The following is a 19,015-nucleotide window of genomic DNA, read 5'->3' as shown; positions in this document are numbered from 1 at the left end:
GGGCCTGTTCAGGCCCGGCTATTTTTGTGGCGATAGAGTTGCTGGTCGGCCTGGGTGTAGAGTGCGGTCGCATCCATGCCCTTGTGCCAGCGGGCAAAGCCCAGACTGCAACCAACGGCTAATGGCTGCAACTCCTTATTGTTGCGCAGATGATAGTTGATGCGCGCCTCGACCCGGGTGGCGGCCTCTTCATCCGCCGGTTGCAACAGCAGGGCGAACTCATCGCCGCCCAACCGGAACACCAGATCGGTACCGCGGACACTGCGCGTCAAAATATCGGCGAACTCTTTGAGTACCTTATCCCCGACCGGATGGCCGTGGGTGTCATTGACCTGCTTGAACCGATCCAGATCCAGCAACACCAGCGTCAGACCGTCCGGATTGCGCTGATTCTGCTGGATGGCACGCGGCAGTGACTCATCAAAGAAGGCGCGGTTACCGACACCGGTGAGGTGATCGAGCCGACTTTGCAAATCCATCTGCTCCATGCGCAGAAACAGACGTAACGGCTGAGCCAACAGCTGGTGCAGTTGTTGCAGCTTACGCTGTTGCTGGGGATCCAGGTTCTCCTGCAACTCGTAATCCATCTGCCCCAGATACTGCATCTGGGAATCCTGCAGGGTGAAACTCTGCTTGTGGCCACGCTTCAGGCTGTCCAGCAGTTTTACGCGCCGGGTCATGAAGTGGTAGGCCATGCGGCAAACCGGCAACTGGTTGGCAACCCAGGCGGCAAAAGTTTGCAGCAGATCGGCAAGTTTTTCCTGCGACATAAGGCTTTCCAGCAACTCCAGCTTCTCCCGATTGGCAATCGAGGGATGCGTCGGGTAATGGTTCAGCTTCAGCTCACCATTGCGACCAAAATTACTGATTAATTGAAGGCTTTCCATCGAGGCCACCTACTGCATAAAACGTTGTTGCAGATTAAATAGCAACTCCTATGCCTATTTTCTCGGCATGATGGGAAATTACCAACGATATGTTTTATTGCATTGAAATATAAGGTTTTAAATTTACATCCACATGCCGGAGTCACTCTGCCACGCGCCAAAAAATGGTTTCCTCTTTCCGCTGATTTTCCGTCTCGTCGATAAGTGTCAAGGCTCTGGCGCTGGAGATGACGCGACAGGGCCCGGAGTGTGGCAGAATGAGCCCTGACGTCATTTTTTTAGCAGCGGGTGAGATATGTTCAAGGCATTACTGTTAGAGCAGGAAGATGGAAAGACCCAGGCTCGGGTTCAGGATGTGGCTGAGGCCAGCTTGCCCGCTGGCGAGGTGTTGCTGGCGGTGCACTACAGCTCGCTGAACTACAAGGATGGTCTGGCGATCACCGGCAAGGGGCCAATCGTCCGGCGCTGGCCCATGATTCCGGGCATCGATCTGGTGGGGGAGGTACTGGAATCTGCCGATGAACGCTTCGCGCCCGGGGATCGGGTGCTCTCCACCGGCTGGGGGGTTGGCGAGAATCACTGGGGCGGCATGGCAACCCGGGCTCGTCTGCAGGCGGACTGGTTGCTGCTTTTGCCGGAAACCTTGAGCGAGCGTCAGGCGATGCAAATTGGCACCGCCGGCCTGACCGCCATGCTCTGCGTGATGGCGCTGGAAGAGGCGGGCGTCAGCCCGGAGCAGGGCGAGGTGCTGGTCACCGGGGCCAGTGGTGGCGTCGGCTCGGTGGCGGTCGCTCTGCTGGCGCAGCTGGATTATCCGGTGGTAGCCGTGACCGGGCGTGCCGACAACCATGACTATCTGGCGGCGCTGGGGGCGAGCCGGGTGATCGCGCGCGATGAGTTCGCAGGCCCTGCCAAGGCGCTGGACAAGCAGTTATGGGCCGGTGCCATCGACACCGTGGGCAGTCAGCTGCTGGCCAAGGTGATCTCCCAAGTCAAATACAATGGCGCGGTTGCCGCCTGCGGGCTGGCCGGTGGTGCCGATCTGCCCTCCAGCGTGATGCCGTTTATCCTGCGCAATATCCGCTTGCAGGGGGTGGATTCGGTCCAGTGCCCGCTGACCCGTCGTGCCGAGGCCTGGCAGCGGCTGGGTGAGTTGCTGCCCGCCAGCTTCTACAGCCAAGCCTGTCACGAGGTGGATCTGCACGGCGTGATTGCCGCCGCCGATGCTATTACCCAGGGCCAAATTACCGGCCGGGTCCTGGTGCGCTGCGAGTAATCGCTACTTCGCAAGCATGATGAATTCAATAAGGGAGCTGAGGCTCCCTTATTGTTATTCGGCGGTCTTTAAATCGTTTCGCAAATTCAAACCTTGGCGATGTTCGTGATGTCCGTGATGGAATATGCGAACTCGGCGCAGATTGCACTATTGGCTTGGTTGCTGACATGGCGGACCAACCCAGACCCGCCGTAAATACATCCCTGTAGGCTCGACGGCGGCATCCCTGCCGCCAACGGTCTGGGTTATTCCACCATGCCAGCTTTCTGGCACGACAATTTATTATTGGCGTATATTATTTCGTTATTTCGTTATTTCGTTATTTCGTGATCGGTAGGGATTTGCAGCAGGATGTGCAAGGTTTAGAGTGGTTATCTAAGCGACATCATTTGTTATTTAAATATATGGCCTGTTGCAGGTCGCCATAATTAATGTGAGCTGGGAATGTGTTTGGTTTTATTGGTTTAACGTTCAAATAAGTTCTGGTTGTTTATCGCGATGGTTTAATGTCATTGGTGAGTCGCGGACTCAGTATTGATTATTTGTTTTGAGGTGTTCTGTGAGCTGGAAATACAAGTTTATTTTATGGGTACTGTTCATCAGTTTGCTAACTCCAATTGTTGCATATGGGTATAAATTTGGCTTCGGCTTATGGGGTAATCCTAGTGAGTGGTCTGATTTAGGTAGCTATATAGGTGGAATATACACCCCGATTCTATCATTTATCACGCTTGCTATGATTTCCACTCAGATTTTTATACAGAATCAACAACATCAGCATTCATTGATACAACACCAAGAAGAACAAATAAAAGAGTATATATTCGCAATAGATGCCGCATTAGAAAGGCAATTCGAAGATCGTAGTGTGCGTGATTTTTTAGTCGATATACTAAGTCATATTGAAGATAAAGATATAAATTCGATTCCGGCTGATTTGGTTTTTGAATTCAATCAAATGAATCACAGAGTTTATTCAATGTGGTGTGAAGTAATTAAATGCCTTCTTGTTCTTGATGGTTTATCAAGTGGCAGCCTCCACAATAGAATAGCCTTTCATTCAAATAAGAATAAGGTGATTGCATACTTAAACCCACAAACATGCAGGATGCTAGATCGTTTCCATTATGTTTTCTCTATAAAATGCCGAGATCTGGGCATTCCAGTGGAAACAGTAACATGTAAATACTACTATTCTGACTTGAGAGTAGGCCTATAAATGTAAAACCATATGCATGTATATCATGTTATGTTAATCATCCAATTCCATATAATAAAAAAGGATCCCGCAGGATCCTTTTTTATTTATCTTAATAAACCGTGATTAGCGATTTAATTTAGCCTTGATGATAGAAACAACGTCATCGATCGCGACTTCGCTCTTCTCGCCGCCGCGGCGTTGCTTATATTCCACCACGCCATTGTCGATACCGCGTTCGCCGATGACGATGGCGTAGGGGATGCCGATCAGTTCCATATCGGCAAACATCACGCCCGGACGCTCCTTGCGATCGTCGAACAGTACATCGACACCGGCGGCCTTCAGCTCGGTGTAGAAGCGCTCGGCGAGCTCAGCCACGCGATGGGACTTGTGCATGTTCATCGGGATGATGGCCACTTCGAACGGCGCAATGGCATCCGGCCAGATGATACCGGCATCGTCATAGTTCTGCTCGATGGCGGCGGCGACCACACGGGAAACACCGATACCGTAGCAGCCCATCTCCATGATGGTGGCCTTGCCACCTTCGTTCAGCACAGTCGCCTTCATGGCTTCGGAGTACTTGGTGCCGAGCTGGAAGATATGGCCCACTTCGATGCCGCGCTTGAGCAGCAGGGTGCCCTGGCCGCAGGGGCTTGGATCGCCTTCGACCACATTACGGATGTCAGCGACTTCGTAACCGCTGATATCCCGATCCCAGTTGGCGCCGGTCAGGTGCTTGCCGGTTTCGTTGGCACCGCAGATAAAGTCGGCCAGATGGGCGGCAGCGCGATCGACAATGATGCGACCGGCAAAGCCCTTGGGCCCGATGGAGCCGGCATCACAACCGGCGGCGGCCTTGATTTGCTCGTCATTGGCGAAGGTCAGCGGCTTGGCGATGCCAGGCAGCTTCTCGGCTTTGACGTCGTTGAGTTCATGATCGCCGCGCAGCACCAGGGCGATGACCGCCTGTTGCTGCTTTTCATCCTCTTCGCCCAGCACCAGCAGGGTCTTGGCGATGGCAGTCGGTGCCACCTGGAAGAAGGCGGCGACTTCGTCGATGGTGTGCACGTTCGGGGTATCGACTACGGCCAGCGCCGCAGTGGCAGCCGGGCGCTCACCGGCGGGAGCCAGGGCTTCGGCCATCTCGATATTGGCGGCGTAGTCGGAGTCGGTGGAGAAGGCGATCAAATCTTCACCGCTATCGGCCAGCACCTGGAATTCGTGGGAGCCGGTACCACCGATGGAGCCGGTATCGGCCTGCACCGGACGGAAGTCCAGACCCATGCGGCTGAAGGCGGCGCAGTAGGCGGCGTGCATCTTGCCGTAGGTGTCGACCAGGCTTTCCTTGTCGATATGGAAGGAGTAGGCATCCTTCATCAGGAATTCACGGCCACGCATCACGCCGAAACGGGGGCGCACTTCGTCGCGGAATTTGGTCTGGATCTGGAACAGGTTCAGCGGCAGCTGCTTGTAGCTGTTCACTTCATAGCGAACCAGATTGGTGATCACCTCTTCGTGGGTCGGGCCCAGCACGAAGGGGCGGTTGTGGCGGTCGGTCAGACGGCACAGCTCGGGACCATATTGCTCCCAGCGGCCCGACTCTTCCCACAGCTCGGCGGGTTGTACCACTGGCATGGAGACTTCGATGGCGCCGGCATTGTTCATCTCTTCGCGAACGATGTTTTCTACCTTTTTCAGCACCCGCAGACCGGTCGGCAACCAGTTGTAGAGACCGGAGGCCAGTTTGCGGATCATACCGGCACGCAGCATCAGCTGGTGGCTGATCACTTCGGCATCGGAGGGGGTTTCCTTCAGGGTAGAGAGCAGGTATTGGCTGGTACGCATGGATATCGGATCCTTGGCTTATGCCGGATGTGCGGCGAAGAGAACTTAAGTGGGGCGAAATTCTAGCAGGCTGCTGGAGCGAACTTAAGGAGAAAATCGTTGCAACACCAAAAGCCTGCACTCTGGCATCAGGCTGCCTTCCGCTTGGCTGGGCGGGATTGCCGGGGGCTGGATGAAAGAGAGGTCTTTGGGGTATAGCTAAGGACTATGCTCAATGACAATCGGGAATTGGAGATCAGTCTATGACTGCGTGTTGGGTGAACATACGAATCGTGGGCGTCTGCTGGGTGTTGGTCATGGCCTTGTCGAGTGCGCATGCCGAGCAGAGTTCGGTGCTGTTTCTTAATCCGGGTAAAGCTCAGGAGAGTTTCTGGGGTGATGTGGATGGCCTGATGGCTGCCGCTGCCGAGGATCTGGATCTTCGCCTGGAAGTGTTCCATGCCGAGCGGGAACACTTTCGCATGGCCGAGTTTCTCGCGGGTCGCCTGAAGCGACCGCCTTTGCCGGATTATGTGGTGCTGACCAATGAGCGACTGGTGGGGCCCAAGCTACTGCAACTGCTGCGCTCCTACCCTATTCCCGTGCTGTTTATCTTGAACGATATCACCCCGCAGCAGCGCAGCGAGTTGGCGTTGGACCCGCATTGGGCCAAGTATCTGCTGCCTGCGGTCGTGCCGGATAATCACTGGATTGGCAAGCGAACCATGAGCCAGTTGCTGGGGCAGGGGACCGCAAGCGCGCCCCAGGTGATCATGATGTCCGGTGACAAGGCGACTCCAGCTTCGACAGCGCGGGATGCCGGGGCTAAGGAGGCTCTGCTGCAACTGAAGTCCGCGCGTTTGTTACAACAGGTGTATGGGCAGTGGGATGAGTTGACGGCCTACGGCCAGATGCAGGTGCTGCTCCGGCGTTACCCTGCGGTGACCCACATCTGGACGGCCAACGACCATATGGCTTTCGGGGCATTGCGCGCCCTCGTCGAGGCAGGCCGAGTTCCGGGGCAGGATATCTGGTTGAGTTCCATCAATACCTCGCCACAGGTGCTGCAGTTGCGCCAGCAAGGGCGTATTTCTGTGCTGGGTGGCGGGCATTTTGTGGCGGGGGCTCTGGGGTTGTTGCTGATCGATGAACACCGACAGGGACATCCGCTACCTGCGGTCACCGCGCTCTCGCTGTTTACCCTGATTGAGCCGGATACTCCCCTGTTTAGCCGGTTGTTGCGGCGGGAGTGGCGGGAGATCGAGTTCAAGCGTCTCAAGGCCCAGGCCGCGCAATGGAGCCGCCTGGATGGCTGGTTGCAGTAAACAGCGGGTGGATCTTTGAGCGGCTACAAGAGGAGGTGGTGCTGAGTTCAATCGGTCGACGGTGCTTTATGGTATGCTGCGGCCTGTACCAAGGTCAGAGCGAAGGGGAGTTTGAGACGTCATGAACTATCCAGTTGATATTCATAGCCACACCGTAGCCAGTACCCATGCCTATAGCACCATCCATGATTATGTGGCCGAGGCCAAGCGCAAGGGCATCCGGCTGTTTGCCACCACGGATCATGGTCCCGAGATGGCCGATGCGCCGCATTTCTGGCACTTCATCAACTTGCGGGTGTTGCCGCGCATCGTCGATGGCGTCGGCATCCTGCGTGGTATCGAGGCCAACATCAAGAACGTCTTTGGCGAGATCGACTGCTCGGAGCGCATGCGCGAGGGGCTGGATATTATCCTGGCCGGTTTTCATGAGCCGGTGTTTGCGCCGAGCGATCAGGAGACCCATACCCGGGCGATGATCAATGCCATTCGCAGTGGCGCCGTCGATATCATTACCCATCCCGGCAACCCGGCTTATCCGATTGATATTCCAGCGGTAGTCGCGGCGGCGGTCAGCCATCAGGTGGCGCTGGAAATCAATAACTCGTCGTTTTGTCACTCCCGTCGCGGCAGCGAGGCCAATTGTCAGACCCTGGTTGAAGTGGCGCGGGATCTGGGGGCGACTCTGGTGCTGGGCTCGGATTCCCATGTCGCCTACAGCCTGGGTGATTTCTCCTATGCCCAGCAGTTGATTGAGAAGACCGGTTTTCCTCAAGAGCGACTGCTGAATGGCTCTCCCCGACGTTTGCTGGAATTTTTAACCCAGCGCGGTCATCCGGAGATCCCGGAGTTGGTGACTTGGTAACGGTGGCAGGGAGCAGAGGATAAGATGAAAGCGTGGATCATGTGGGCTGGTTTGCTGTTGCTGCTGACGCTGAGCATTCGTCTACTGGCGGACTATCAGCAGCAACATCGGCTGATGGATATGAAGGTAGCCCCGGCGGTGCTCGAGCATATCGACAGTGAGGAGGCGGACGAGACACCGCGTCCAGCGGATGACTGGCGCGGCAAAACCGGACTTTCCAGCGCCACCGAGGAGCAATTGCTTGAGTATCTGCACCTGAAGCTGGGCGAGTCGGATGATGATCCTTCAGCCTTGCAGGCGGAAGATTTGATCTATCTGGGGGCGTTCGAGCAGGATGAGGGAATAGTGCGCTACTGGTTGCTGCCCCATGGCTACAGCATTCTGTATGGGACTGTGACCTTGGCAGGTGGCGATACCCCGGTGTTCGGGGTGGCCTCGACGCCGCCAACGGATCAGACGAGCATTTCGGAGTCATCAGAGGATGAAGGCCAACCTATGGAGCCTGATCTGGCCACGGATGATGAAGAGGAAGCACTGGATGCTTTTCCCTAAGGCAAAATAACGTCTTGATTCAGCATATAAAAGGCCTCTAAAGAGGCCTTTTCTCATTTCTTATGCCAATTGGTTTGGATAGTTCGATTTATTCAAGCTTATTGTCACAAGCCACGGTGAGTGAAACTGGCTAAGATAGCCGCCGTTTTTTAGCCGGCAGGTTAAAAAACGCGGGCCGTTATATCGGATATGGCGGCCTAATCAATCTGAACGTTGCATAAGACACGAGAGTCAGCGAGGAGAACGGATGAAACATGTGAAATGGATGAGCGGCATGGTCGCTGTGTTGCTGGCGATGGCAGTGCAGGCCAATCAGTATTGCGATTGTGAGGGTGAACAAACCAAGACCAATATTCGTGTCGGCAGCTGCGAGATCAGCTCGTTCACCGTGCGATACAAAGTGGACAACTTCATGGGCGAGCCGACGGTGAACGGCGCCTACTCCTGGGAGGCGGCTCCGGGTACGCCAGCCAATTGCCTGCCTTATGATCTGGTGGTCTGGCTCCGCATCGAGAACGCTGACAAGGGGGGGCACGGCTACATCAAGCTGGATCCGACCGTGCCGGAGGCTGGTACCGGTTTTGGGATGAATGTTACTGGCTCTCCGAACTGGGATAGCTTCATCTGCGGTTACGATGGTGCAGACGAGGTGGGCTGCCAGGAAGCCGATCAAGCCAAGGACATGTATAAAGGCGGGGCGATCGTCGACTTCGAGTTGTCACGCCAATAACCCATAGCACTATTGCTTGTGCACAGATCATCCCCCCGCTGCTCGCTGCTGCGGGGGGATTTTTTTATGGGGTGTGGCGATAGAACTGCGGCTTAGCGCATCTGTTCATCAATCGCCGCTTGCTGGGCACTCGCCGCGTTTTGCAGCAGTTGCTCCACCTGCTTGGCTTTCTCCAGCGCCTCGGTCTGGCTTTGCAGCAGGTTGGATTCTTTGGCGGCATCCTTGGGCGGTTCCGGCTGGGCGGGTGGCGTGCAGCCGCACAAAATCAGCAGCGTCAACAGTGATGCCAGCTTGCTAAGCGGGTGGCTGGCGGTCTGAATATTTGGGGTTTGGCGATGGCTGCGCATGGTGAACTCCCTGTGTGCCGTCCGGGTGGCGGAGGGCACCAGTGTGCAGCAGCTATCAGACCGGATCCAGCGCTACGACCCGATTGATGCCGCCAACCACGCGCCAGCGCACATTGAACTCATACAGATGCACGCCATACTCCCGCTCATCATCGGTCTGGTGACGGTAGGCTGGGCGTGGATCCTGGGCCAGCACTTCGGCAATAAAGCTGCGCAGCTCGGGGTAACGCCCCTGCTGCTGGTGTAGGCTGGTTTCGGCCTGGGGCTCGAACTCCACGGACATGAGCGTCGGAGCTTCGGGCGCAAAGCCACCATTGGCCAGGGGCAGGCTGTCGGCGTAGGGCACATAGGGCTTGATGTCGAGGATGGGGGTGCCATCGACCAGATCGACGCCGCCGAGCTCCAGCCACAGACGGGAGCCTTGCTGCTGGACGCCGCGCAACTCGACCACCGAGAGTCCCAGCCCGTTGGGACGAAACGGGCTGCGGCTGGCGAACACGCCAACCCGCTCGTTGCCACCCAGACGTGGTGGTCGTACGGTCGGATGCCAGCCCTGTTCGGCGCATTCATGAAACTGGAAGATCAGCCACAGATGGCTGAATTGCTCGATGCCGCGCAGGGTCTGCGGATCGTTGCAGGGCGGCAGCAATTCCAGACGCGCCCGGGCGCTCTTGACCAGCCCTGGCTGCCGGGGCACGGCAAATTTCTCTCGATAAGGAGAGCTGAGTATGCCGACCGGCTGCAGGGTAAGGGTGTTGGACATGCTTACTTGGGCTCGGCGATTTTCAGCGCCTGGCCGTAGCAGGTGATGCTGGCCTGACAGCCCGGCGTTTGCCCCAGCTCGATGCACTTGGAGATCAGCAACCCATTGCCCCCCAGATCGGCGGTACGCACCCGGGCATCGGTGCGGGCATCGCCGATCACCGGAACTGGCTGGGTGTTATCTTCCTGGCAGGAGTTGCCTTCCACTGTACCCAGGATCTGGTATTGCAAACTATCCAGCTGCTCCTTCTCCACCAGGGTCACGGTGCCGGGTTTGAAATATTCGGTGAAGTTTTCTTTATCCAGATTGGTGTGGAAGCTGTAGGTGCTGCAACCAGCCAGTACCAGGGTGAGCAGCAAGGCAGAGAATTTCATCACGAGTCCAGTCGACATGCTTGAGAGGGAGCCATTATAGGCGGTTGCGGCCGCCCTCACCACACTCACGGCGCTCGTTGGCGGCATCTGGGCCGCCAACGGTTGGCTCTATGGAGATAGGAGCGCCTTATCGGATCCTCAGGATGGGGATGGTTTACACCGTGACAGGCTGCAGCTGGCCTTGCTCCAGGCGCAGTACCCGATCCATCTGCTGCAGTCCGGTCAGGCGGTGGGTGATCATCAACAGGCTCTTGTCGCGGGCATGTTCGAAGATCAGCGCCAGAATAGCCTGCTCGGTGGCTGGATCCAGCCCTTCGGTGGGTTCATCCAGCAGCAGCAAGGGGCCGCGATGCAGCAGGGCGCGGGCCAGGCCCAGACGCCGTTGCTCGCCACCGGAGAGCGGGCGGCCACCGTCGCCCAACCAGAGCTGCAAGGCCTTGCGCGGGGTATCCCCGAGCAGCAGGGCGTCCAGTCCGACCGCCTGCAGGATGGCCACCAACTCCTCATCGCTGGCGGAAGGGGCGGCCAGGCGCAAATTGTCGGCCAGGGTGGCGGAGAAGATATGCACGCGCTGGCTGACCACGGCCATGCTGGTGCGCAGACTGCTCTCATCCAGCTCGGCCAGCGGCCGACCGTTGAGTGTCAGCTGGCCTGCGCTGGCGCTCCACTCCCGGGTGATAAGGCCCAGCAGGGTCGATTTACCGCAGCCGGTCGGGCCGACGATGGCCAGCTTCTCCCCCGCGACCAGCTGCAGGCTGAGGTCAGATAACACCTCGGGCTGACCTGGATAGCCAAAGTGGACGTGTTGCAGATCCAGCGTCAGCGCACGTTCGCTCGACTCGAGAGTGGCCGACCCATACCGCAGGGGGGCGGCCTCCTGAAGTACCTCGTTGAGGCGGCGAGCCGAGGCGAGCGTGCTGGCCAGATGCTGAAACGCGGCCACCAGGGGATTGATCGCTTCAAAGGCGGCCAGGGTAATAAATACCATCAGGGCGATCAGCGGATCGGCGTGACGATCGCCAACCCCATCGGCACTGAGCCACAAGATCACCAGCAGCAGCACCCCGGCGCTTAGAGTCAGCAGGGCAGTGGAGAGGCCGCTGAGCAGGTTCATCCGGCGTTGGGCGGCAATCATCCGGCTTTCTGCCAACTCCAGTTGCTGCCGTTGTTCGGCTTCGGCACCGAACAGTAACCACTCGGCCTGATTTTCCACATAGTCCAGGTAGCGGATCCGCAAGCTGGCGCGGCTCTGGGCTAGCTGGCGGCCCGGCGTGCGGCCGAGACGATAGAGCAGGGCGGGCAGCAGCAGTCCAATCAGCAGCAGGCTCAGGGTCAGCGTTTGCGCCAGTTGCAGATCGAAGCGCTGCAGGAAGACAAAGATCGCCAGCAGGGTCAGCAAGGCGGTGATCAAGGGGGTGACCAGACGCAGATAGACATGATCCATGGCGTCGATATCGGCCACCAGACGGTTGAGCAGATCCCCCTGGCGGAACCCTTGCAGACGGGCGGCGGGCAACGGGGCCAATTTTTCCCAGAACAGGATGCGCAACCGGGTCAGCAGGCGGAAGGTGGCGTCGTGGGTTACCACCCGATCGCCCCAGCGGCTGGCGGTACGGACTATGGACAGAAACCGTACGGCTCCGGCGGGGAACAGATAGTTGAAATTCTGACGGCCGACCAGGCTCAGGCCCGCCACCGCAGCGGCGGAGAGGAACCAGCCGGAGAGGGAGAGCAGACCAATCCCGGCCAGCAGGGTAAACAGCGTCAGCGCCAGGCCACAGCTCAGCAGTAGCCAGTGGCGGCGGTACAGGCGCAGAAAGGGTAGCAGATCACGCATCGGCAACTCCGGCTTCGGTGGTGGATGGGCCGACTGTTGCCGGTGTGTTCTGGTGGCCCAACAAGCGTTGCAGCGGGCTATCCGGTTGATTCAGCTCGGCGGCGGTGCCGCTGGCTCGCAGTTGGCCCTGTTCCAGCAGCAGGATCTGGTCGGCATTGGCCAGTTGATCGGCTCTATGGGTGACCATCAGCGTGGTGCGCCCTTGCTGCAGCGGAGCCAGGGCGTCCAGGATGCGCTGTTCGTTCTGCCGATCCAGACTGGCGGTGGGCTCATCCAGCAGCAACAGCCGTGACGGGCAGACCAGCGCCCGGGCTAACGCCAGCCGCTGCGCCTGACCGACCGATAATCCGGCCGAGCCATCCCCGATGCCATAATCCCACCCCTTGCTGGCAAGAATATCGCTGGCTCCGGCTTGTGCCACCGCCTGCTGCAGTTGGGCGTCGTCCACTGCGCGGCCCATGCGCAGATTGTCGGCCAGGGTGCCGTGGATCAGCTTGGGATTTTGCCCGAGCCAGGCGATCTCGCGACGCCACAGGCCCAAATCCAGTTGTTGTAGCTCCTGGCCATTGATGCGCAGGCTGCCCTCATAGGGCAGAAAACCCAGCAAGGCGTGGAGCAGAGAGCTTTTCCCCGAGCCGGTCTTGCCGACCAGTACGGTGCGCTGGCCCGCCTGCAGGGTAAAGGAGAGGGGACCGACCAGGCGTTGTCCTTCCGGGCTCAACACCATCAGATTTTCGGCTACCAGGGTCAGGGGCCCATCGGCAGCCAACTGGCCGCTACCGGAGTGGATGGCGGTGACCGACTCATTCAGGAATTGCTCGATGGCATCGGCGGCCCCCAGGGCCTGCGCCTTGGCATGATAGTGAGCCCCGAGCTCGCGCAGCGGCATATAGAAATCGGGAGCCAACAGCAGCACGAACAGACCGACGAACAGCGTGACCTTGGTGCCGTAGTCCCCGAAGCTCAGATGCTCCAGATAACTGAAACCGAAGTAGACCGCCAAGATGGCAATCGAGACCGAGGCGAAAAACTCCAGCACGGCGGAGCTCAAAAACGCCATCCGCAACACTTCCATGGTGCGTTCGCGAAAGTCTTCCGAGGCGCGGGCTATGCTGTCGCGCTCGGCGTCGGCGCGACGATAGAGACGCAAGGTCGCCATGCCGCGCAGGCGATCGAGAAAATGGCCGGACAGGCGGCGCAGCGCCTCGAAGTTGCGGCGATTGGCATCGGCGGCGCCGATGCCGGTGAGGATCATAAACAGCGGGATGAGGGGTGCTGTGCCGAGCAGGATCAGCCCGGCGGTCCAGTTGACGGGGAACACCGCCAGCAGGATGAGAAACGGCTGCAAGCCGCTCAGCTGGGTCTGGGGCAGATAGCGGGCATAGAAGTCATGCAGGTTTTCGACCTGCTCCTGCAGCAGACTGGCCCAACTGCCGGCCGGTTGGCGTTGCAGATAGGCGGGACCACGGCGCGCCATCTCCTCTTGCAGTTGGCGACGGATCTGGCGTCGCACCCGGGTCGCTCCGGTGAAGGCGCTCTGCTCCCGGGCCATGGCCAGCAGGGACCGTAACAGCACGATACCCAGCAGCAGCACAAAGGCCATGCCCTGCTCGCGCTTGGGCATGCCGTCGAGAATAAAACCATGCAGTAGGGAGGCCAGCAGCCAGGCCTGGCCAATCAGCAGGCCCGCCGAAAAACCACCGAGAAGAACCGTGATACTGAGCCAGGGTTTGGCCAGACGGCGTTGCTGACGTAACCAGGTCAGAAGAGTGCGTTGCCGGAGTTTGTCCATATCAAGAATCAGCTACCGAGATAAAATTCAGGGCAAATCTATCTTTACGTTCCAGGCTTGGCAAATGTTCATCGTCCGGTTGGGCGTTTAATTGGTGAAGAGCCTATTTGGGGAGTGCAATAGGGCCAGAATCTGCGGGAGGGGGATCGGGGTCTATTTTGTTCCTGCGGTTGGCCGACCATCAGCTCCGCAAGGGCTGCCGGACGACTTTGGGCGGCGCCCAGATCCGCGGCCGGATTTTCTAACCTCCCGGATCGGCGTTGAAATCACCGGCCATTGTTCAAAGCTTGTGCAAACGCACCGGAATGTGATGCTTCGACCGCTTTGAGCGTTGATTCAGATAAAAAAACGCATATAGTAGTGCCCACACCAAGCGGGTGTAGTTCAATGGTAGAACTTTAGCTTCCCAAGCTAATAGCGTGGGTTCGATTCCCATCACCCGCTCCAAGTTGATGCTATGCGGGCATCGTATAATGGCTATTACCTCAGCCTTCCAAGCTGATGACGCGGGTTCGATTCCCGCTGCCCGCTCCAAGTTTTCTCTCTGTTACACCTCCTGGTTCGCTCTGTATGGCCATCAACTCCGCGTTGAGGCGTCGCCGTTTCCATCGTCTGGATCACGATGCTAGAATGGCGGTCATTTCGTTTGGCCCCTGATTGCGGGCATCATCACAGACAAGGCATCAAGCATGAAAGTCAAAACCCGTTTTGCCCCCAGCCCGACCGGCTTCCTGCATGTGGGCGGCGCCCGTACCGCTCTCTACTCCTGGCTGTTTGCCCGTCATCAGCAGGGTGAATTTGTCCTGCGTATCGAAGATACGGATCTGGAGCGTTCTACTCAGGAAGCGATCGATGCCATCATCGAAGGCATGAACTGGTTGGGGCTGAACTGGGAAGAGGGTCCTTACTACCAGACCAAGCGTTTTGACCGCTATAACGCCGTCATCGACGAGATGCTGGCCGATGGTCGCGCCTACAAGTGCTACTGCTCTCGCGAGCGTCTGGATACCCTGCGTGAAGGCCAGATGGCTGCCGGCGAGAAGCCGCGTTATGACGGCCGTTGCCGTGACAGCCATGACCACCATGCCGATGATGAACCGTGCGTGATCCGCTTCCGCAACCCGCAAGAGGGTGTGGTGAGTTTTGATGACCATGTCCGCGGTCATATCGAGTTTGCCAACAGCGAGCTGGATGATCTGATCATTCGTCGGACCGATGGCGCACCGACCTACAACTTCTGCGTGGTCATCGACGACTGGGACATGGAAATCACCCATGTGGTGCGGGGTGAAGATCATGTCAATAACACGCCGCGCCAGATCAACATCTACAAGGCATTGGGTGCTCCGGTTCCAGAGTTTGCCCATGTGTCGATGATTCTGGGCGATGACGGCACCAAGCTCTCCAAACGTCATGGCGCCGTGAGCGTGATGCAGTACCGCGATGATGGTTATCTGCCCGAGGCGCTGCTCAACTATCTGGTGCGCCTGGGCTGGTCCCATGGTGATCAGGAGATCTTCACCCTGGCCGAGATGATTGAACTCTTCAGTCTGGATGCCATCAGCAAGTCGGCTTCTGCCTTCAATACCGACAAACTCAAGTGGCTGAACAACCATTACATCCGCACCCTGGATCCTGTGTATGTCGCCAAACATCTGGAATGGCATATGGCGGATCAGAAGATCGACTATAGCCAGGGGCCAGCCCTGAGCGCCGTCGTGACCCTGCTGGCCGAACGCTGCCATACCCTGGTTGAACTGGCGGGGCAGAGCCGCTACTTCTTCGAGGAGTACGAAGCCATTGATGAAGCGGCTGCCAAGAAGCATCTCAAGGCAGCAGCCCGCGAGCCCCTGATGGTGATCCGTGACAAGCTGGCCGCCTTGACCGAGTGGGAAGTCGAGCCGTTGCATCATGTGATCCAGAGCACCGCCGATGAGTTGGGTCTGGGCATGGGCAAGGTCGGGATGCCGCTGCGCGTTGCCGTCACCGGTCTGGGACAATCGCCGTCCATCGATGCCGTGATGCAATTGGTGGGTCGCGAGCGGGTGCTGGCACGTCTGGATCGGGTGATTGTCCAGTTAGCCAGCCAAGCTGAATAAGCTGATTTTTCAGCCTGTTGATGACAAACCCCGGCCTGAGTCCGGGGTTTTTTATCGGCTCGTGTCATCCTCCTCCGATGTTGCTTTCCCCTGATGGCGACCGAGTTGTGCAGTTGTTCGCCGCCTGTGCGCCCAGGCTCATTTTTTTGTTGACACATTTCGGTCCGCTGCCTAATATGCGCCTCGCTTGTCGAGTGGAGACACTTGAAAAACCGTCCGGAAACCAGCCAGGCCGGATGCGTCATCGCGATTCGATAGACGGGTAGTTGTGGGGTTATAGCTCAGCTGGGAGAGCGCTTGCATGGCATGCAAGAGGTCCGCGGTTCGATCCCGCGTAGCTCCACCAAATTTCCCGAAGCGTCAAATAGTTGAATCGAGATGCGTGTGCAGCACGTTAATCTGCGCCCTGTAGTGGGGTTATAGCTCAGCTGGGAGAGCGCTTGCATGGCATGCAAGAGGTCCGCGGTTCGATCCCGCGTAGCTCCACCACTACATATTCCCGGCGAGTGACATCTTGATGGTGTCGTTCGACAGAAAACCTTTGTGGGGTTATAGCTCAGCTGGGAGAGCGCTTGCATGGCATGCAAGAGGTCCGCGGTTCGATCCCGCGTAGCTCCACCACTTTCCAGTCAGCTGTCATCGACGGTTGAAACCTCTGATTTGGGGTTATAGCTCAGCTGGGAGAGCGCTTGCATGGCATGCAAGAGGTCCGCGGTTCGATCCCGCGTAGCTCCACCAAATCAACAAAAAGCCCGTCTTCGTGACGGGCTTTTTGTTATCCGGGATCCGGCTCTGAAGTTCGAAGATCAGTCTGGAGTACCGGTTGGGCTATATCCGGCATTAGTCATCGTTATGTTTCTGTACGGGGCTGACGAGGTAAGCGTACGGTCAGCCGCAAGCCCCCCTCGGCAACATTCTCCGCCTCAATGGTACCGCGATGGGCTTCGATGGCTCGCTTGGCGATGGCCAGCCCCAGGCCATGGCCGCGAGTATCCCCGGCATGGTGGAAAGGCTCGAATACCTCCGCCATCAACTCCGGCGGGATCCCGGGGCCGGTATCCTGCACCGTGATACGGTACCAATCGGCCTCTTCATCGAGACCAACCATCACCATGGCTCCGGCAGGCGTGTGCTGTAAGGCATTGCGTAGCAGGTTGTCAAAGGCGCGCCACAATAGCTCTCCCCGACAAGCCAAGACGCACTCCTCGGCTGTGGCGATATGCAGGGTAATGAGGTGGCTATCGTTCTCGAAGCGGGCATCCTCGACCAGGCTTTGCAGCAGGGCGACCAGATCCAGGTAATCATCCTGGGACTGCGGGACCCCCGATTCCAGGCGTGCCAGCGTCAGCACCTCACCGATCATGCCATCCAGCCGCATGGTTTCGTGCTCCAGTCGCTCCAGCATCTCCGGCAGACGTTCCGGGCTCTGGCGCACCAGGCCGATGGCAACTTGCAACCGGGCCAGCGGTGAGCGCAGATCGTGGGAGATGTCGTGCAACAGGCGGCGCTGGGTGCTGAGCAGTTGTTTGAGTTGCTGGGCCATCTTGTCGGCATCCTGTCCCAGTTCCCCCAACTCATCCCGACGATTGCCCATCTGGCGTCGCATGGTCACATCGAACTGGCCGGAGGCGATCTGCCGCAAGCCATCGCGCAGGATGCGGATCGGACGCACCAGATAACGGGCCAGCAAGCCGCTAAAAATCAGACTCGCCAGCAGCGCACTGAGTGGTAGTAGTAAAGGGGTTTCAAAAATACCGAATAGCAAGTTGTCTTCCGGCGGCAGCATGCGATTGAGCATGAACACAATGACTTGCTGGCCGTCGGGGAGTCGCACCTGGCGTACCGGGCCGCGAAAATCCGGTGCTGATGATGACTGATGAGTCATGGCGAGTGCCTGATGCCAGGCCTGTAGTGGCACTGTGCGTCCCAATAGATCCTGACCCTGGGCGTTGACCACCAGTGGCACCGGGTGTCGAGGTTTGTTCGGTGCGTCAGGCTCGGGTGGCAGTAACGGTTGGCCTCCACCGTCGGGGCGGGGTGGTGCGGCATCCCCATGCGCGGGCGGGGAGCAAGGTGCGCGCTCTGCGGAGGCCGCGGGTGGTTCACGACTCTCATTTGGTATCTGGAGTATGCTGATTATTTTTTTCAGCTGCGGAATGCCGCCCTCCTGCAGAGCCCGCACTGTCCCATCGATGATGAACCCGATTCGCTTGTTATCTGCTACCTGATCCGGATTCTGCAATCGTGCTTCGTCATATAGCCGTACCATGGTCACGGCACCCAGCGCCATCAGCAGCAGGGAGAGCCAGAAACCGAGCCAGATCTTCCAGAACAGGTTCATCAGCGATCATCCAGCAACTGGTAACCGACACCTCGCACCGTCTGGATGGGGCTACGGCCATCTTGCAGCAGACCCAGTTTTTGTCGCAGGTTGCTGATATGCACGTCCAGGCTGCGGTCATACCGGGTCAGTTGCCGACCCAGGATCTGTTCGGAGAGTTTATTCTTGCTCAGCACCATGCCGACATGTTGGCACAGGGAGGCCAGCAGATTGAATTCGGTGCTGGTCAAGTCGAGCAGTTGATCCTGCCAGAAGGCCTGACGTCGCCGTGAGGAGAGCTGGAGCTTACCCAGCTGATATTCACCATCTGCGGCGTCGACCTTTTCCGGCGCACTGCGGCGCAATATGGCGCGGATCCGGGCCACTAATTCCCGCGGGGTACAGGGTTTGGCCACATAATCATCGGCCCCGGTTTCCAACCCCAGGATCCGATCTACATCATCGCCCCGGGCGGTGAGCATCAACACTGGCAAGCTGCTGTGCTGGCGCAGCTGACGCAGCAGGTCGGCACCGTTGAGCTGAGGTAACATCTGATCCAGCAGCAATATATCGAACTCGCCGGAGCGAGCGGCCTGCAAGCCGCTGCGGCCATCGTGGCACACGGTGACAGCAAAACCCTCTCCACTCAGGTAGTCATGCTGCAGGGCACATAATTCTTCATCATCATCGACCAGTAAAACCCGAATCATCATTGCTCTCCACAGGCGATAGGCAGGAAATAGACCACTCTTCCGTCATGGGTCAAGGGCGGCCCATGATACGAAATGGTCTTGCTTGGACAAGCGCCGGCACAAAAAATCGC

The 19,015-nt window shown here is 58.1% G+C and carries 16 protein-coding genes and 6 tRNA genes; 13 read left to right on the top strand and 9 right to left on the bottom strand.

The window, feature by feature from the left end; genetic code table 11:
* Positions 1 to 8: 8 nt before the first annotated feature.
* A complete protein-coding gene (locus ACZYUB_RS01045; protein WP_460882842.1) occupies positions 9 to 887 on the bottom strand; it encodes a GGDEF domain-containing protein in 879 nt (292 codons plus the stop codon).
* 295 nt (positions 888 to 1,182) lie between these two features.
* Here ACZYUB_RS01045 and acuI point away from each other — a divergent pair, with 295 nt between their 5' ends.
* A complete protein-coding gene (gene acuI, locus ACZYUB_RS01040; RefSeq protein ID WP_460882843.1) occupies positions 1,183 to 2,163 on the top strand; it encodes an acrylyl-CoA reductase (NADPH) in 981 nt (326 codons plus the stop codon).
* A 559-nt stretch (positions 2,164 to 2,722) separates the two neighbouring features.
* Positions 2,723 to 3,382 (top strand): hypothetical protein, encoded by a 660-nt coding sequence (locus ACZYUB_RS01035; protein ID WP_463944820.1) that lies wholly within the window; start codon positions 2,723 to 2,725, stop codon positions 3,380 to 3,382.
* A 105-nt stretch (positions 3,383 to 3,487) separates the two neighbouring features.
* Here the strand turns inward: ACZYUB_RS01035 and ACZYUB_RS01030 are convergent, their stop codons facing one another.
* A complete protein-coding gene (locus ACZYUB_RS01030; protein ID WP_463944818.1) occupies positions 3,488 to 5,212 on the bottom strand; it encodes a proline--tRNA ligase in 1,725 nt (574 codons plus the stop codon).
* 296 nt (positions 5,213 to 5,508) lie between these two features.
* Between ACZYUB_RS01030 and ACZYUB_RS01025 the strand changes: the two genes are divergently transcribed.
* The 4 genes from ACZYUB_RS01025 to ACZYUB_RS01010 all read left to right on the top strand — a co-directional run bounded on the left by ACZYUB_RS01025 (position 5,509) and on the right by ACZYUB_RS01010 (position 8,660).
* Complete coding sequence (locus ACZYUB_RS01025; RefSeq protein WP_463944816.1) at positions 5,509 to 6,516, top strand: ABC transporter substrate-binding protein; 1,008 nt, start codon at positions 5,509 to 5,511, stop codon at positions 6,514 to 6,516.
* Positions 6,517 to 6,637: 121 nt separating this feature from the next.
* Entirely contained in the window at positions 6,638 to 7,378 is a 741-nt protein-coding gene (locus ACZYUB_RS01020) for a PHP domain-containing protein (RefSeq protein WP_463944814.1), read from the top strand.
* 24 nt (positions 7,379 to 7,402) lie between these two features.
* Entirely contained in the window at positions 7,403 to 7,930 is a 528-nt protein-coding gene (locus ACZYUB_RS01015) for a hypothetical protein (protein ID WP_463944813.1), read from the top strand.
* Between the two features lie 247 nt (positions 7,931 to 8,177).
* The gene (locus tag ACZYUB_RS01010) at positions 8,178 to 8,660 is read left to right on the top strand and encodes a hypothetical protein (protein ID WP_463944812.1); all 483 of its coding nucleotides are present in this window, start codon (positions 8,178 to 8,180) and stop codon (positions 8,658 to 8,660) included.
* 92 nt (positions 8,661 to 8,752) lie between these two features.
* Here the strand turns inward: ACZYUB_RS01010 and ACZYUB_RS01005 are convergent, their stop codons facing one another.
* From ACZYUB_RS01005 to cydD, 5 genes are all read right to left on the bottom strand, one after another.
* Complete coding sequence (locus ACZYUB_RS01005; RefSeq protein ID WP_463944810.1) at positions 8,753 to 9,007, bottom strand: hypothetical protein; 255 nt, start codon at positions 9,005 to 9,007, stop codon at positions 8,753 to 8,755.
* A gap of 55 nt (positions 9,008 to 9,062) precedes the next feature.
* Positions 9,063 to 9,770 carry a tRNA (N6-threonylcarbamoyladenosine(37)-N6)-methyltransferase TrmO gene (tsaA, locus tag ACZYUB_RS01000; RefSeq protein WP_463944808.1) on the bottom strand — a complete coding sequence of 236 codons (708 nt, stop codon included), beginning with the start codon at positions 9,768 to 9,770 and terminating at the stop codon, positions 9,063 to 9,065.
* A gap of 2 nt (positions 9,771 to 9,772) precedes the next feature.
* Positions 9,773 to 10,144, bottom strand: a complete 372-nt coding sequence (gene rcsF, locus ACZYUB_RS00995) for an Rcs stress response system protein RcsF (protein WP_463944806.1) — start codon at positions 10,142 to 10,144, stop codon at positions 9,773 to 9,775.
* 154 nt (positions 10,145 to 10,298) lie between these two features.
* Positions 10,299 to 11,981 (bottom strand): heme ABC transporter ATP-binding protein/permease CydC, encoded by a 1,683-nt coding sequence (gene cydC, locus ACZYUB_RS00990; protein WP_463944805.1) that lies wholly within the window; start codon positions 11,979 to 11,981, stop codon positions 10,299 to 10,301.
* Positions 11,974 to 13,773 (bottom strand): heme ABC transporter permease/ATP-binding protein CydD, encoded by a 1,800-nt coding sequence (gene cydD / locus ACZYUB_RS00985; RefSeq protein WP_463944803.1) that lies wholly within the window; start codon positions 13,771 to 13,773, stop codon positions 11,974 to 11,976. The genes cydC and cydD overlap by 8 nt, the downstream gene beginning before the upstream one ends.
* Before the next feature lie 373 nt (positions 13,774 to 14,146).
* Between cydD and ACZYUB_RS00980 the strand changes: the two genes are divergently transcribed.
* The 7 genes from ACZYUB_RS00980 to ACZYUB_RS00950 all read left to right on the top strand — a co-directional run bounded on the left by ACZYUB_RS00980 (position 14,147) and on the right by ACZYUB_RS00950 (position 16,610).
* Positions 14,147 to 14,220: transfer RNA gene (locus ACZYUB_RS00980), tRNA-Gly, on the top strand.
* Between the two features lie 12 nt (positions 14,221 to 14,232).
* Positions 14,233 to 14,307, top strand: a tRNA-Gly gene (locus tag ACZYUB_RS00975).
* Positions 14,308 to 14,462: 155 nt separating this feature from the next.
* The gene (gltX, locus tag ACZYUB_RS00970) at positions 14,463 to 15,872 is read left to right on the top strand and encodes a glutamate--tRNA ligase (protein WP_463944802.1); all 1,410 of its coding nucleotides are present in this window, start codon (positions 14,463 to 14,465) and stop codon (positions 15,870 to 15,872) included.
* A 270-nt stretch (positions 15,873 to 16,142) separates the two neighbouring features.
* Positions 16,143 to 16,218: transfer RNA gene (locus ACZYUB_RS00965), tRNA-Ala, on the top strand.
* A 67-nt stretch (positions 16,219 to 16,285) separates the two neighbouring features.
* A tRNA-Ala gene (locus ACZYUB_RS00960) sits at positions 16,286 to 16,361 on the top strand.
* Between the two features lie 56 nt (positions 16,362 to 16,417).
* Positions 16,418 to 16,493 (top strand) — tRNA-Ala (locus tag ACZYUB_RS00955).
* A gap of 41 nt (positions 16,494 to 16,534) precedes the next feature.
* A tRNA-Ala gene (locus ACZYUB_RS00950) sits at positions 16,535 to 16,610 on the top strand.
* Between the two features lie 112 nt (positions 16,611 to 16,722).
* Here the strand turns inward: ACZYUB_RS00950 and ACZYUB_RS00945 are convergent.
* Entirely contained in the window at positions 16,723 to 18,213 is a 1,491-nt protein-coding gene (locus ACZYUB_RS00945) for a HAMP domain-containing sensor histidine kinase (protein WP_463944801.1), read from the bottom strand.
* On the bottom strand, positions 18,213 to 18,902 hold the full coding sequence (locus ACZYUB_RS00940) for a response regulator (RefSeq protein ID WP_463945064.1): 690 nt from the start codon (positions 18,900 to 18,902) through the stop codon (positions 18,213 to 18,215). The genes ACZYUB_RS00945 and ACZYUB_RS00940 overlap by 1 nt, the downstream gene beginning before the upstream one ends.
* Between the last annotated feature and the right edge of the window lie 113 nt (positions 18,903 to 19,015).

It is taken from the genome of Pseudaeromonas sp. HNCC25DJ182 (genome assembly GCF_055413365.1).
Note: the sequence above shows the minus strand (reverse complement) of the source record. Positions and strands in the feature narration are given on the sequence as shown.